The 13518-nt window shown below is 64.4% G+C and carries 24 protein-coding genes; all 24 read left to right on the top strand.

Translation table 11 applies throughout. The annotated features are described in order from the left end of the window. Positions 1-3: 3 nt before the first annotated feature. The 24 genes from rplB (at position 4) to rplQ (ending at position 13431) form a co-directional block, all read left to right on the top strand. Positions 4-840, top strand: a complete 837-nt coding sequence (rplB, locus tag AR323_RS11285; protein WP_057884059.1) for a 50S ribosomal protein L2 — start codon at positions 4-6, stop codon at positions 838-840. Positions 841-845: 5 nt separating this feature from the next. Continuing rightward, the gene (rpsS, locus tag AR323_RS11280; RefSeq protein ID WP_057884058.1) at positions 846-1121 is read left to right on the top strand and encodes a 30S ribosomal protein S19; all 276 of its coding nucleotides are present in this window, start codon (positions 846-848) and stop codon (positions 1119-1121) included. After that, positions 1121-1498 (top strand): 50S ribosomal protein L22, encoded by a 378-nt coding sequence (rplV, locus tag AR323_RS11275; protein WP_057884057.1) that lies wholly within the window; start codon positions 1121-1123, stop codon positions 1496-1498. The genes rpsS and rplV overlap by 1 nt, the downstream gene beginning before the upstream one ends. A 3-nt stretch (positions 1499-1501) precedes the next feature. Continuing rightward, positions 1502-2206, top strand: a complete 705-nt coding sequence (rpsC, locus tag AR323_RS11270; RefSeq protein ID WP_057884056.1) for a 30S ribosomal protein S3 — start codon at positions 1502-1504, stop codon at positions 2204-2206. Positions 2207-2221: 15 nt separating this feature from the next. Continuing rightward, entirely contained in the window at positions 2222-2656 is a 435-nt protein-coding gene (gene rplP, locus AR323_RS11265; protein ID WP_057884055.1) for a 50S ribosomal protein L16, read from the top strand. Positions 2657-2721: 65 nt separating this feature from the next. Further along, positions 2722-2910 carry a 50S ribosomal protein L29 gene (gene rpmC, locus AR323_RS11260; protein ID WP_123321856.1) on the top strand — a complete coding sequence of 63 codons (189 nt, stop codon included), beginning with the start codon at positions 2722-2724 and terminating at the stop codon, positions 2908-2910. A gap of 10 nt (positions 2911-2920) precedes the next feature. Further along, positions 2921-3211: a 30S ribosomal protein S17 gene (rpsQ, locus tag AR323_RS11255; RefSeq protein ID WP_057884053.1), complete on the top strand. Its 291-nt coding sequence runs from the start codon at positions 2921-2923 to the stop codon at positions 3209-3211. A 63-nt stretch (positions 3212-3274) separates the two neighbouring features. After that, on the top strand, positions 3275-3643 hold the full coding sequence (rplN, locus tag AR323_RS11250) for a 50S ribosomal protein L14 (protein WP_057884052.1): 369 nt from the start codon (positions 3275-3277) through the stop codon (positions 3641-3643). Beyond that, positions 3643-3963: a 50S ribosomal protein L24 gene (rplX, locus tag AR323_RS11245; protein ID WP_057884051.1), complete on the top strand. Its 321-nt coding sequence runs from the start codon at positions 3643-3645 to the stop codon at positions 3961-3963. The genes rplN and rplX overlap by 1 nt, the downstream gene beginning before the upstream one ends. After that, positions 3956-4546 (top strand): 50S ribosomal protein L5, encoded by a 591-nt coding sequence (gene rplE, locus AR323_RS11240; RefSeq protein ID WP_057884050.1) that lies wholly within the window; start codon positions 3956-3958, stop codon positions 4544-4546. The genes rplX and rplE overlap by 8 nt, the downstream gene beginning before the upstream one ends. 29 nt (positions 4547-4575) lie before the next feature. Beyond that, positions 4576-4881 (top strand): 30S ribosomal protein S14, encoded by a 306-nt coding sequence (gene rpsN, locus AR323_RS11235; RefSeq protein ID WP_057884049.1) that lies wholly within the window; start codon positions 4576-4578, stop codon positions 4879-4881. An 11-nt stretch (positions 4882-4892) separates the two neighbouring features. Continuing rightward, positions 4893-5288, top strand: a complete 396-nt coding sequence (rpsH, locus tag AR323_RS11230) for a 30S ribosomal protein S8 (protein ID WP_057884048.1) — start codon at positions 4893-4895, stop codon at positions 5286-5288. Then, positions 5288-5821 (top strand): 50S ribosomal protein L6, encoded by a 534-nt coding sequence (rplF, locus tag AR323_RS11225; protein WP_057884047.1) that lies wholly within the window; start codon positions 5288-5290, stop codon positions 5819-5821. The genes rpsH and rplF overlap by 1 nt, the downstream gene beginning before the upstream one ends. A gap of 1 nt (position 5822) precedes the next feature. Continuing rightward, complete coding sequence (gene rplR, locus AR323_RS11220) at positions 5823-6167, top strand: 50S ribosomal protein L18 (protein ID WP_057884046.1); 345 nt, start codon at positions 5823-5825, stop codon at positions 6165-6167. A 2-nt stretch (positions 6168-6169) separates the two neighbouring features. Next, complete coding sequence (gene rpsE, locus AR323_RS11215) at positions 6170-6955, top strand: 30S ribosomal protein S5 (protein WP_407701076.1); 786 nt, start codon at positions 6170-6172, stop codon at positions 6953-6955. Between the two features lie 5 nt (positions 6956-6960). Continuing rightward, on the top strand, positions 6961-7146 hold the full coding sequence (gene rpmD, locus AR323_RS11210) for a 50S ribosomal protein L30 (RefSeq protein WP_057884045.1): 186 nt from the start codon (positions 6961-6963) through the stop codon (positions 7144-7146). Positions 7147-7214: 68 nt separating this feature from the next. Then, on the top strand, positions 7215-7739 hold the full coding sequence (rplO, locus tag AR323_RS11205; RefSeq protein WP_057884044.1) for a 50S ribosomal protein L15: 525 nt from the start codon (positions 7215-7217) through the stop codon (positions 7737-7739). A 103-nt stretch (positions 7740-7842) separates the two neighbouring features. After that, the gene (secY, locus tag AR323_RS11200) at positions 7843-9207 is read left to right on the top strand and encodes a preprotein translocase subunit SecY (RefSeq protein WP_057884043.1); all 1365 of its coding nucleotides are present in this window, start codon (positions 7843-7845) and stop codon (positions 9205-9207) included. 28 nt (positions 9208-9235) lie between these two features. After that, positions 9236-9883: an adenylate kinase gene (locus AR323_RS11195; protein ID WP_057884042.1), complete on the top strand. Its 648-nt coding sequence runs from the start codon at positions 9236-9238 to the stop codon at positions 9881-9883. A 52-nt stretch (positions 9884-9935) separates the two neighbouring features. Then, positions 9936-10631: an SRPBCC family protein gene (locus tag AR323_RS11190; RefSeq protein WP_200956701.1), complete on the top strand. Its 696-nt coding sequence runs from the start codon at positions 9936-9938 to the stop codon at positions 10629-10631. 305 nt (positions 10632-10936) lie between these two features. Next, positions 10937-11305 carry a 30S ribosomal protein S13 gene (gene rpsM / locus AR323_RS11185; protein ID WP_057884136.1) on the top strand — a complete coding sequence of 123 codons (369 nt, stop codon included), beginning with the start codon at positions 10937-10939 and terminating at the stop codon, positions 11303-11305. Between the two features lie 76 nt (positions 11306-11381). Beyond that, positions 11382-11771, top strand: coding sequence for a 30S ribosomal protein S11 (rpsK, locus tag AR323_RS11180; protein ID WP_057884041.1), 390 nt, complete (start codon positions 11382-11384; stop codon positions 11769-11771). A 101-nt stretch (positions 11772-11872) separates the two neighbouring features. After that, positions 11873-12925, top strand: a complete 1053-nt coding sequence (locus AR323_RS11175; RefSeq protein ID WP_057884040.1) for a DNA-directed RNA polymerase subunit alpha — start codon at positions 11873-11875, stop codon at positions 12923-12925. 80 nt (positions 12926-13005) lie between these two features. Continuing rightward, the gene (gene rplQ, locus AR323_RS11170; RefSeq protein ID WP_057884039.1) at positions 13006-13431 is read left to right on the top strand and encodes a 50S ribosomal protein L17; all 426 of its coding nucleotides are present in this window, start codon (positions 13006-13008) and stop codon (positions 13429-13431) included. The last annotated feature ends 87 nt before the right edge of the window (positions 13432-13518 follow it).

Raw genomic sequence — 13518 nt, 5'->3', positions numbered from 1 at the left:
GCCATGGCACTCAAGAACTACAAGCCGACCAGCCCGGCCCGCCGCGGCCTGATCCTGGTCGACAAGTCCGGCCTCCACAAGGGCAAGCCGGTCAAGGCGCTTACCGAAGGCAAGCGCAAGACCGGTGGACGCAACAACAAGGGCCACGTGACCAGCCGCGGTATCGCGGGCGGGCACAAGCAGAAGTACCGCTACATCGACTTCAAGCGTCGCAAGTGGGACATGCCGGCCACCGTCGAGCGGATGGAATACGATCCCAACCGCACCGCGTTCATCGCGCTGGTGAAGTACGAGGACGGCGAGCTCGCCTACATCCTCGCACCGCAGCGCTTGGCCGTGGGCGACAGCGTCGTTGCGGGCGAGAAGACCGACACCAAGCCGGGCAACGCGATGCTGCTGGGCCAGATGCCGGTCGGCACCATCTGCCACAACGTGGAGATGAAGCCGGGCAAGGGTGGTCAGATCGCCCGTTCGGCAGGCACCTACGTCCAAGTCGTCGGTCGTGACCGCGGCATGGTGATCGTGCGCCTCAACAGCGGCGAACAGCGTTACCTGCGCGCCGACTGCATGGGCACCGTGGGCGCTGTGTCGAACCCCGACAACCAGAACCAGAACTTCGCGAAGGCCGGCCGTACGCGCTGGAAGGGCCGTCGTCCGCTTACCCGCGGTGTCGCGAAGAACCCGGTCGATCACCCGCACGGCGGCGGCGAAGGCCGCACCTCGGGCGGCCGCCACCCGGTCACCCCGTGGGGCAAGCCGACCAAGGGCGCCCGCACCCGCCACAACAAGGCGACCGACAAGATGATCATCCGTTCGCGTCACGCGAAGAAGAAGAGGTAATCGAGATGGCTCGTTCCGTCTGGAAAGGTCCGTTCGTCGACCTCCACCTGCTGAAGAAGGCCGAAGACGCTCAGGAGAAGAGCGCACGCGGTGCGATCAAGACCTGGTCGCGTCGCAGCACCATTCTCCCGCAGTTCGTCGGGCTGACCTTCAGTGTCTACAACGGCCAGAAGTTCATTCCGGTCTCCGTCAACGAAGACATGGTCGGCCATAAGCTCGGCGAGTTTGCGCCCACGCGCAGCTTCCCCGGCCACGCCGCCGACAAGAAGGGCAAGCGCTGATGGGCAAGGCAAAGTCCCCCCGCCGCGTAGGCGACAACGAGGCGCTGGCCGTCGGCACCACGATCCGTGGTTCGGCGCAGAAGCTCAACCTCGTTGCCGGTCTCATTCGCGGCAAGAAGGCCGAAGAGGCTCTGAACATCCTCGCCTTCTCGAAGAAGGCGATGGCCCGCGACGCATCGAAGGTGCTCGCGAGCGCGATTGCCAACGCCGAGAACAACCATAACCTCGACGTCGACGCGCTCGTCGTTGCCGAGGCGTCGGTCGGCAAGTCGGTCACCATGAAGCGCTTCCACACGCGCGGACGCGGCAAGAGCACCCGCATCCTCAAGCCGTTCAGCCGGCTGCGCATCGTGGTCCGTGAAAGCGAGGAGGCCTGAGTCATGGGTCACAAGAGCAATCCGATCGGCCTGCGCCTGCAGATCAACCGCACCTGGGACAGCCGCTGGTACGCCGAAGGGCGCGACTATGCCAAGCTGCTCAGCGAGGACATCGAGATCCGCAAGTACATCGTCGAGAACCTGCCGCAGGCGGCGATCTCGAAGGTGGTCATTGAGCGTCCGGCCAAGCTGTGCCGCGTGTCGATCTATGCCGCCCGTCCGGGTGTCATCATCGGCAAGAAGGGCGCCGACATCGAGAAGCTTCGTTCGAAGCTTGCGACGATGACCGCCAGTGAGGTGAAGCTGAACATCGTCGAGATCCGCAAGCCGGAAATCGATTCGAAGCTCGTCGCGCAGGGCATTGCCGACCAGCTGATCCGCCGCGTGGCGTTCCGCCGGGCGATGAAGCGTGCGATGCAGTCCGCCATGCGCCTGGGTGCCGAAGGTATCAAGGTGATGTGCGGCGGACGTCTCGGCGGCGCCGAAATCGCGCGTGTCGAACAGTACCGCGAAGGTCGGGTTCCGCTGCACACGCTGCGTGCGAACGTCGACTATGCCGAAGCCGAGGCCCTGACCGCCTATGGCATCATCGGCATCAAGGTTTGGATCTTCAAGGGTGAGATTCTCGGCCACGATCCGACCGCGCAGGACCGCTTGATGATGGAGGCCCAGACCTCCGGCGTCCGCCCCGCCGGCGACCGGCGCTAAGGTAGAGCTAGAGCAATGCTGCAACCGAAAAAGACCAAGTTTCGCAAGGCTTTCAAGGGCCGGATCAAGGGCGAGGCCAAGGGTGGCACCGACCTGAACTTCGGCTCCTACGGCCTCAAGGCGCTCGAGCCGGAGCGGGTCACCGCTCGCCAGATCGAAGCCGCTCGTCGTGCGATCACGCGTCACATCAAGCGCCAGGGGCGCCTGTGGATCCGCGTGTTCCCCGACGTGCCGGTGTCGAAGAAGCCTGCCGAAGTCCGTCAGGGCAAGGGCAAGGGTTCGATCGAATACTGGGCCGCCCGCGTGAAGCCGGGCCGGATCCTGTTCGAGCTCGACGGCGTTCCCGGCCCGCTTGCGGCCGAGGCGTTCAGCCGGGCAGCGATGAAGCTGCCGATCAAGACCAAGGTCGTTGCCCGTCTGGGCGACACCAGCCACCTGGGAGGCGAGTAATGGCCAAGGCTGCTACTAAGAAAGCCGCTGCGAAGCCGAATACCGGCAACGCGAAGGCTGCCGACATGCGCACCAAGACCGACGATCAGCTTTCCGAAGCGCTCGTCGATCTCAAGCGCGAGGCGTTCAACCTGCGCTTCCAGGCCGCCACCAACCAGCTGGAGCGCCCCGCGCGCATCCGCGAGGTGCGCCGCGACATCGCGCGCATCAAGACGCTGCAGGGCGAGCGCACTCGCACTGCCGAAGCGAAGTAAGGAAGGCCTGATGCCAAAGCGTATCCTCACCGGGACTGTCGTTTCGGACAAGACCGACAAGACCGTGACCGTGCTGGTCGAGCGCAAGGTTAAGCACCCGCTCTACGGCAAGATCATCCGTCGTTCGAAGAAGTACCACGCCCACGACGAGGGCAACGAGTACAAGCCGGGCGACGTCGTGCGGATCGAGGAGACCCGCCCGATTTCGAAGACCAAGACCTGGGCCGTGAAGGACCGGGTCGTCGCAGGTGGCGTGCAGGCGGTGGAAGCCGATCTGGACGTGGCCGAAGCCGGCAACTGAGCCAGTTGATTTAGGAACTGCCGGACTGGTTCCGGCAAGCCGAACGAGAAGGAAGACGGATCAATGATCCAGATGCAATCCAATCTCGACGTCGCGGACAACAGCGGCGCCAAGCGCGTCCAGTGCATCAAGGTACTGGGCGGCTCGAAGCGCCGCACCGCAGGCGTCGGCGACGTCATCGTCGTGTCCGTCAAGGAGGCGCAGCCGCGCACCCGCGTCAAAAAGGGCGACGTTCACCGTGCGGTGATCGTACGCACCAAGAAGGACGTCCGCCGTCCCGATGGCAGCGTGATCCGCTTCGACAGCAACGCTGCCGTGCTGGTGAACAAGAACGAGGAGCCGATCGGCACCCGTATCTTCGGACCCGTGGTGCGCGAACTGCGCGGCCGCGGCTTCATGAAGATCATCAGCCTCGCTCCGGAGGTGTTGTGATGGCTGGTGCGAAGATCAAGAAGGGCGACAGCGTCGTCGTACTCTCGGGCAAGGACAAGGGCCGCACCGGCACCGTCCAGGCCGTGATGCCGAAGGACGCCAAGGTCCTGGTTGACGGGATCAACGTGATCGCCCGTCACCGCAAGCCGACGCAGCAGAACCCGCAGGGCGGGATCGACCGCAAGCCGGCTCCGATGCACATCAGTAAGGTTGCGCTGGCCGATCCCAAGGACGGCAAGCCGACCCGCGTGCGCTTCGAAACCAAGGACGGCAAGAAGGTCCGCGTGGCCGTGAAGTCCGGGGAGACCATCGATGGCTGACACCAAGTACACCCCGCGCATGAAAGCCAAGTACGAATCCGATATCGCCAAGGCGATGACGGAGAAGTTCGGCTACAAGAACGCGATGGAAGTGCCCCGGATCGAGAAGATCACGCTCAACATGGGCGTGGGCGAGGCGAGCCAGGACAAGAAGAAGGTCCAGACCGCCGCCGAGGAAATGGCGCTGATCGCCGGCCAGAAGCCGGTCATCACGAAGGCGAAGAAGTCGATCGCGCAGTTCAAGCTGCGTGAGGGCATGCCGATCGGTGCGAAGGTGACCCTTCGCCGCGAACGCATGTACGAATTCCTCGACCGCCTGGTGACTATCGCCATGCCCCGCATCCGCGACTTCCGCGGGCTGAACCCGAAGAGCTTCGACGGGCGCGGCAACTATGCGATGGGCCTGAAGGAACAGATCATCTTTCCGGAAATCTCGTACGACAAGATCGAGAAGGTCCGGGGGATGGACATCATCGTAACCACCACCGCGAAGACCGACGACGAAGCGCGCGAACTGCTGCGCCTGTTCGGTTTCCCGTTCCCCCGCGAGGAAGCTGCTGAAGAGCAGCAGGCCGCGGCGTGATCCAGATTTGAGGAAGAGAGCTTAAGTCCATGGCGAAACTGAGTTCCATCAATAAGAACGAGCGGCGCAAGAAGCTCGTGAAGAAGTACGCGGGCAAGTACGCCCGGCTGAAGGCCATTGCCGACGACGAGTCGAAGGACGATGGCGAGCGCCTGATCGCGCGCCTGAAGCTGGCCGAAATCCCGCGGAACGCGAACCCGACCCGGGTGCGCAACCGTTGTTCCACCACCGGCCGCCCGCGCGGCTATTACCGCAAGTTCGGCCTTTGCCGCATCGAGCTCCGGGACCTTGGCAACAAGGGCATGATCCCGGGTCTCACGAAGTCGAGCTGGTGAGGATCTGACCGATGGCTATGACCGATCCCCTGGGTGACATGCTCACCCGCATCCGCAACGGCCAGCAGGCGAAGAAGGACTCCGTCCTGACTCCCGCCAGCAAGCTGCGCGCGAACGTGCTCGAAGTGCTCCAGCGCGAAGGCTACATCCGTGGCTACAGCGAAGACGCCTCGGGCAAGCATCCCGCACTGCGGATCGAACTGAAGTATTTCGAAGGCGAGCCCGCGATCAAGCACGTGGCCCGCGTTTCGAAGCCCGGCCGCCGCGTCTACTCGGGTTCCAAGGAACTGCCGACGATCCGCAACGGCCTCGGCATCACCATCGTCTCGACGCCCAAGGGCGTGCTCTCGGATGCCGAAGCACGTGTCCAGAACGTCGGCGGCGAAGTGCTGGCGGAGGTATTCTGATGAGCCGCATCGGCAAGCGTCCGGTGGCGATCCCCAGCGGGGTCACCGCGGACATCGACAATGGTACGCTCAGCGTGAAGGGTCCCAAGGGCACCCTTTCGATGGGCATGTCCGACCTCATCGACTACAAGGTCGAGGACGGTCAGATCGCGGTCAAGCCGGCCAACGATTCCAAGCAGGCGCGTGCCTTCTGGGGCATGCAGCGCACGTTGGTTTCGAACCTGGTCGAAGGCGTCACCGACGGTTTCACCAAGACGCTCGTCATCAAGGGCGTCGGTTACCGTGCACAGGCGCAGGGCAAGAAGCTCAAGCTGCAGCTCGGCTACTCGCACGACGTCGATCTCGACGTTCCCGAGGGGCTCGAGGTGAAGACGCCGGACCAGACCACCGTCGAGGTTTCGGGCATCGACAAGCAGGCCGTCGGCCAGTTTGCCGCCGAAATCCGCCGCTGGCGCAAGCCCGAGCCGTACAAGGGCAAGGGTATCGCCTATCGCGGCGAGTACATCTTCCGCAAGGAAGGAAAGAAGAAGTAAGATGGCCAAGCTTTCCCTCTTCGAGCGCCGCCGCCGCCGCGTGCGCACCGCGATCAAGTCGCGCGCCGGTACCCGTCCGCGCCTGTCGGTGCATCGCACCGGCAAGCACATCTACGCGCAGATCATCGACGACGCCGCCGGCAAGACCGTTGCCGCGGCCAGCACTCTTGGCAGCGATGCCAGCGGTGCGAACATCGATGCCGCCGCGAAGGTGGGCAAGGATATCGCCGCCGCTGCCAAGAAGGCCGGCGTTTCCGCCGTCGTGTTCGATCGCGGCGGGTTCCTGTTTCACGGCCGCGTCAAAGCGCTGGCCGACGCCGCCCGCGAAGGTGGGCTGGAGTTCTGATGATGGCTGACGAAAACAACAACGAAGCGACTGCCGCGACCGAAAACGCGGTCACCACCGAGCAGCCGGCAATCGCCGACACTCCGTCGGAAGCCGGTGCCACCCAGAGCGCGGAAGGCGGCGATCCGTCGCAGCCGCGCGGACGCGGTGCCCGTGGCGGCGATCGCGGTGGCCGGGGCGGTGGCAATCGTGACGGACGCGGCGGTGGCCGCGGTCGTGACGGCCGTCGCGACAACCGTCGCGAGGAAGAAGACGACGGCATCATCGAGAAGCTCGTCCACATCAACCGGGTGTCCAAGACGGTGAAGGGCGGCAAGCGCTTCGGCTTCGCGGCGCTGGTCGTCGTGGGCGACGGCGCGGGCCGCGTGGGCTTCGGTCATGGCAAGGCGCGCGAAGTGCCCGAAGCCATCACCAAGGCGACCGCTGCCGCCAAGAAGAAGATGATCCGCGTTCCGCTCAAGGAAGGCCGGACCCTGCACCATGACGGCAAGGGCCGCTTCGGTGCCGGCAAGGTCAACGTCCGCAGCGCGCCTGCGGGTACCGGCATCATCGCCGGCGGCCCGATGCGCGCCGTGTTCGAAAGCCTGGGCGTGGCCGACGTGGTGACCAAGTCGGTCGGCACCAGCAACCCCTACAACATGATCCGCGCCACGTTCGACGCGCTCACCAACCAGACTTCGCCGAAGTCGGTGGCGCAGCGTCGCGGCAAGAAGGTCGCCGACCTTCTGGGTCGTGGCGGCGCCAGCGCAGCCGAGGCGGAAGCCGACGCCGCGGCGATTGCGGAGTAATCCAGATGGCCAAGAAGAGCACCATCAAGATCAAGCAGATCGGCAGCCCGATCCGTCGTCCGGAAAGCCAGAAGAAGATTCTGGTCGGTCTCGGCCTGGGCAAGATGCACCGCGTGGTGGAACTGGAAGACAGCGCCGAAGTACGCGGCGCCATCGCCAAGCTACCCCACATGGTCGAAATCGTCGACTGACAACCTCTCGGCTCCGGGCTTCGGCCAGGGCCAATTAGCGCGACAAAAGCGAAAGCGAGTGCATTGACATGAAACTGAACGACATCCGCGACAACGAAGGCGCCCGCCACCGCAAGATGCGGGTCGGCCGGGGCATCGGTTCGGGCAAGGGCAAGACCGCCGGACGCGGCCAGAAGGGCCAGAAGGCTCGCTCCGGCGTGGCCGTCAAAGGCTTCGAGGGCGGCCAGATGCCGCTCCACATGCGCCTGCCGAAGCGCGGCTTCAACAACCCCAACGGCAAGGACTATGCCGAGGTGAATCTGGGTATGATCCAGAAGTTCATCGACGCCGGCAAGCTGGACGCCAAGGGCACTCTCGACCACGACGCGCTCAAGGCCGCTGGCCTCGCACGCGGCGGCAAGCACGGCGTGCGCCTGCTCGGCAAGGGCGAGATCACCGCCAAGATCAGCCTGAGGGTCGCAGGTGCGTCGAAGGGCGCGATCGAAGCGGTCGAGAAGGCCGGCGGCAAGGTCGAAGTCATCGAGGCAGGCAAGCCAGAGGCCGAAAAGAAGGCCGAACGCGCCGCCGCCAACAAGGCGAAGAAGACCAAGTAAGCGAAAAGTGTGGGCGCGGGGTTCGACATCGGACCCCGCGCTTCCTATGTAGCCTCCCTGTGCCGGGAGGGACCGGCGCGATAAAGGATTTTCGGGTAATCCCATGGCATCACGCGCCGACAACATTGCGAGCAGCCTCAGCCTCGCGAACTTCTCCAAGGCAACCGAGCTCAAGAACCGCATCTGGTTCACGATCGGCGCACTTATCGTGTTCCGCTTCCTGAGCTTCGTGCCGCTTCCGGGTGTGAACCCGCTGATCCTGGAGTCGCTCTACGAGCAGACCCGCGGCGGTATCCTCGACCTGTTCAACACCTTTTCGGGCGGCAGCCTCGAACGCATGAGCCTCATCGCGCTCGGCGTCATGCCGTACATCACAGCTTCGATCGTGATCCAGTTGGCCGCATCGCTTCACCCGGCGCTTGCCGCGCTGAAGAAGGAAGGCGCCACCGGGCGGCAGAAGCTCAACCAGTACACCCGCTACGGCACGGTGTTCCTGTGCGCGATCCAGGGCTGGTTCCTGGCTTCGGGTCTCGAAGCCTACGGCGCGTCGAGCGGCCTGCAGGCCGTGGTGATACCTGGCCTGACCTTCCGCATTACCGCCGTCATCAGCCTCGTGGGCGGAACGATGTTCCTGCTGTGGCTGGGTGAGCAGATCACCAGCCGCGGCATCGGCAACGGTGTATCGCTGATCATCATGGCGGGCATCGTGGCCCAGTTCCCCAGCTTCGGCGCGAACCTGTTCGAAGGCGCACGGTCGGGATCGATCAGCGGCTTCGTGATCGTCGGCCTGATCCTGATGATCGTCGGCCTGATCCTGTTCATCTGCTTCATGGAGCGCGCGCAGCGCCGCCTGCTGATCCAGTACCCCAAGCGTGCGAGCGCGAAGGGCATGATGCAGGCCGACCGCAGCCACCTTCCGCTGAAGCTGAACACCGCGGGCGTCATCCCGCCGATCTTTGCCAGCTCGCTGCTGCTGCTGCCGCTGACGATCAGCCAGTTCGCCGGTCAGTCGATCGATACCGAAAGCACCGCAGGCGGGATCATCACGTCGATGAACTTCTACCTGCAGCACGGGCAGCCGCTCTACCTGGCGCTTTACGCCATCGGCATCATCTTCTTCTGCTTCTTCTATACCGCGGTCGTCTTCAACCCCGAGGAAACCGCCGAGAATCTCAAGAAGAACGGCGGCTTCATTCCCGGCATCCGGCCGGGCAAGCGGACGCAGGACTATCTCGATTACGTGCTGACCCGCATTACCGTCATCGGCGCGATCTACCTGACGCTCGTCTGCGTGATCCCGGAATACATGTTCAGCCAGACCGGCGTCGCGATGGTCATGGGTGGCACCAGCCTCCTTATCGTCGTCAACGTGACGGTGGACACGATCAGCCAGATCCAGTCGCATTTGCTGGCTCACCAGTATGGCGACCTGATCAAGAAGGCGAAGCTCAAGGGTCGCCTGCGCTAACCTGACCAGACCCCGGGGGGACTCTGCCGTGAACATCATTTTGTTGGGTCCGCCGGGGGCGGGCAAGGGTACCCAGGCGCAGCGCCTCGTCGAGCATCGCGGCATGCGTCAGCTTTCGACCGGCGACATGCTGCGCGCCGCAGTAAAGGCGGGCACGCCTGTGGGTCTCGAAGCCAAGGCGGTGATGGAGCGCGGCGAACTCGTCTCGGACGAGATCGTCAGCAAGCTGATCGATGCGGAGCTGACCGCAATGGGTGCAGACGCCGGCGCGATCTTCGACGGTTATCCCCGCACCGAAGCGCAGGCGCACGCGCTCGACGCGCTACTCGCCCAGCACGGCCGCAGTCTCGATTACGTGATCGAACTCGAGGTGAACGAGGACGCGCTGGTCGAACGGATCACGGGCCGCTTCACCTGCGCCAATTGCGGCGAGGGCTATCACGACGTCTTCAAGCAGCCTGCGGTCGAAGCGACCTGCGACAAGTGCGGATCGCGCGAATTCAAGCGCCGGCTCGACGACAACGAAGATACGGTCCGCACGCGCATGGGCGAATACCGCGCCAAGACCGCGCCGATCCTCCCGGTGTATGAGGCTCGCGGCATCGTTCGCCGGGTCGATGGCATGGCCGACATCGGTACCGTGACCGACGCGATCGAGGCGATCCTCGCCGCTTAGCCCTTTTCCCCATTGCGCTGCCGTGGAATAGGGGGCGCAGGGGAGGGATGACATGATGAAATCGGCAATAGGCGCGATGGCGCTGCTGGCTGTTGCGGCACCGGCTAGTGCCGAGGTGGTGCAGAGTTCTGCCACCCACTTCGTGACGCGCGACAGCGTTACGGTCAAAGCGGCACCAAAGGCCGCCTGGCTCGCCCTCATTACGCCCGGCGACTGGTGGGCCGACGATCACACCTGGTCGGGCAAGGCGGCGAACCTGATGCTATCGCCCCAGGGCGGCGGCTGCTTCTGCGAGCGGATTCCCGAAAAGGACAGCGCGAGCGAGGTCGGTCTTGCTGGCAGCGCGCATCACATGACGGTCGTGATGGCGGAGCCGATGAAAGTGCTGCGGATGCGCGGCGGGCTCGGCCCGCTCCAGTCGGAACCGGTGGACGGCGTGCTGACGATAACGATGCAGGCAGACAAGGCTTCGGGCGGGACACGCATCGTCATGGAATACGTCGTCGGCGGCCACATGCGCTACGAAGTGCCGACGATCTCGAAGGCCGTTGACGGCGTGATGAGCCTGCAACTCGGACGTCTCGCCGACAAGCTCGGCCGCGTCGCGGAGCCTTCCACCGCAACTCCATCCAAGGCCGACCCGAAGCCGGCAGCGAAAGCGCCCGCAAAGGTCGAACCGCTTAAGGAGGAAGATGTCGGAGCCGCACTCGACGCGATGGACAAGCCGACCGAAAGGCCGGACGACTGACGTTGCCACGGGCTTTGACGCTGCGCTGAAACGGGTGTAACGCAAGTCCATCGATCGGGAAGCGGGGCCTACGGGGCTCTCGCGCTCGTTTTCGCGCGCTCGGGCATTGACGGCGCAGCCGAATCGCCTTAAGCGCGCGCACATTCGACAGAGCGGGTTCGGTCCGGCAGGCGACAGCCATTGTGCGCGCCATCCGGGCCTTTTGCCGTAAGGGCACCCGCCCGCGTCGAATGCAAGCGATGAGATGGGGACCGGCGTCCTTCGCGAAGATGGCGCCTTCGTCCCTGTGGAGCATGGAGAATAAAGTGGCTCGTATTGCCGGGGTAAATCTCCCCACCAACAAGCGCGTTATCATCGCGCTGACCTACATCCACGGGATCGGCCGTACGACGGCCGTGAAGATCGCCGACAAGCTCGGCCTCGATCACAGCCGCCGCGTGCAGGACCTGTCCGACGCCGAAGTGCTGCAGATCCGCGAGACGATCGATGCCGAGCATCAGGTCGAGGGCGACCTTCGCCGCGAAACCGCGATGAACATCAAGCGTCTGATGGACCTCGCCAGCTATCGCGGCCTGCGTCACCGCAAGGGCCTTCCGGTCCGCGGCCAGCGCACCCACACCAACGCCCGCACCCGCAAGGGCAAGGCCAAGCCGATCGCCGGCAAGAAGAAGTAAGCCTCTTTCGGCAAGCTCTCCGCGAGCGGACCCGATCGAGCAGCTGCTTTCTTGGATTTAGGACAGGAATTCCCACATGGCACGCGAACCCCAGCGCATTAAGCGCCGCGAACGCAAGAATATCTCGAGCGGCGTCGCGCACGTGAACGCCAGCTTCAACAACACCATGATCACCATCACCGACGCACAAGGCAACGCCATTTCGTGGTCGTCGGCCGGCATGATGGGCTTCAAGGGCAGCCGCAAGTCGACTCCCTATGCCGCCCAGGTCGCCGCCGACGATGCCGGCAAGAAGGCCGCCGAACACGGCGTCCGCACGCTCGAAGTCGAGGTCAAGGGCCCCGGCTCCGGCCGCGAAAGCGCGCTGCGGGCACTGCAGGCGGTCGGCTTCACGATCACCTCGATCCGCGACGTGACGCCGATCCCGCACAATGGCGTGCGGCCCTCCAAGCGCCGCCGCGTCTGACACCTGCCCGGCGGCAGGGTCGCTCCCCGCCGCCGTTTTTCCGCAGGATCGGACGCCACCAGGCGCCGGTCCCGTGACCATTTGAACCCCAGGGGATATCCATGGCCGTCAACACCAAGAACTGGCAGGAACTCAAGAAGCCCAACACCCTCGAGGTCAAGGACGCAGCGAAGGGCCGCAAGGCGACTTTCGTTGCCGAGCCGCTCGAGCGCGGATATGGCCTGACCCTCGGCAACGCATTGCGCCGGGTCCTTCTGTCCAGCCTTCAGGGCGCTGCGATCACCTCGATCAAGATCGAGAACGTGCTGCACGAATTCTCTTCGCTCGCCGGCGTGCGCGAAGACGTCACGGACATCGTGCTCAACGTCAAGCAGATCGCTCTCAAGATGGAAGGCGAAGGGCCCAAGCGCCTTCAGCTTGCGGCCACCGGACCGGGCAAGGTTACCGCCGGTGATATCGCCGTGTCGGGCGACATCGAGGTGATGAACAAGGATCTCGTGATCTGCCACCTCGACGAAGGTGCGAACCTCAACATGGAACTGACCGCCGACACCGGCAAGGGCTATGTCCCGGCCGTCGGCAACCGCCCGGTGGATGCACCGATCGGCCTGGTCCCGGTCGACTCGCTCTACTCGCCGGTCCGCCAGGTCAGCTACAAGGTCGAAAACGCCCGCGTCGGGCAGGAACTCGATTTCGACAAGCTGAGCCTTACGGTCGAGACCGACGGCACCGTGACCCCCGAAGATGCCGTGGCCTATGCCGCGCGCATCCTGCAGGACCAGCTCGCGCTGTTTGTCCACTTCGAGGACGGTGTGCCGGTTTCTTCGAGCCCGATGATCGGCATGGCTGCCCCGACCGAGGAAAGCGACGCCAACCAGCTCAACCGCTACCTTCTCAAGAAGGTCGACGAGCTCGAACTGTCGGTGCGTTCGGCCAACTGCCTCAAGAACGACAACATCATTTACATCGGTGACCTGGTCCAGAAGACCGAGGCCGAGATGCTCCGCACGCCGAACTTCGGCCGCAAGTCGCTCAACGAGATCAAGGAAGTCCTGAGCTCGATGGGTCTGCGCCTCGGCATGGATATCCCCGGCTGGCCGCCGGAGAACATCGAGGAAATGGCGAAGAAGCTCGAACAAGAGCTTCTGGGCTGAACGGGATTGGGCGGCGCCCGCTAACGCCGCCTGCATCGGGCTACCTGACACGGGCCCCCTACGAACGAAGGAACTGAGAAATGCGTCACGGAATCAAGGGCCGCAAGCTGCAGCGCAAGAGCGGCCACCGCGCCGCGCTGCTGCGCAACCTCGCCGCCGCGCTCATCAAACACGAGCAGATCCTCACCACCACGCCCAAGGCGAAGGAGCTGCGTCCCTACGTCGAGAAGCTGATCACCCTCGCCAAGCGCGGCGGGCTCAGCAATCGCCGCCTGGCGATGAGCCGCCTCGGCGACGACACCCAGCTCAAGAAGCTGTTCGACGTCCTGGCCGAGCGTTACGCTGGACGCGATGGCGGCTACACCCGCATCGTCAAGGCGGGCTTCCGCGAGAGCGATGCTGCTCCGATCGCGATCATCGAACTGGTCGACCGCGACGTTTCGGCCAAGGGCCAGGATTCGGGTCCGGTGATGAACCAGGACGAGGACGAGTTCGAAGACGCCTGATAGCGCCTTACAATACCAGACAAGCGAAGGGCCGGGGGGAGACTTCCGGCTCTTTTCGTTTGCACTGAGTGGCGATCATTCAGCGGA

This window comes from Tsuneonella troitsensis, assembly GCF_001441535.1.
Taxonomy (GTDB): Bacteria; Pseudomonadota; Alphaproteobacteria; order Sphingomonadales; family Sphingomonadaceae; genus Tsuneonella; species Tsuneonella troitsensis.
This window is presented reverse-complemented; position numbering and strand designations above follow the sequence as displayed.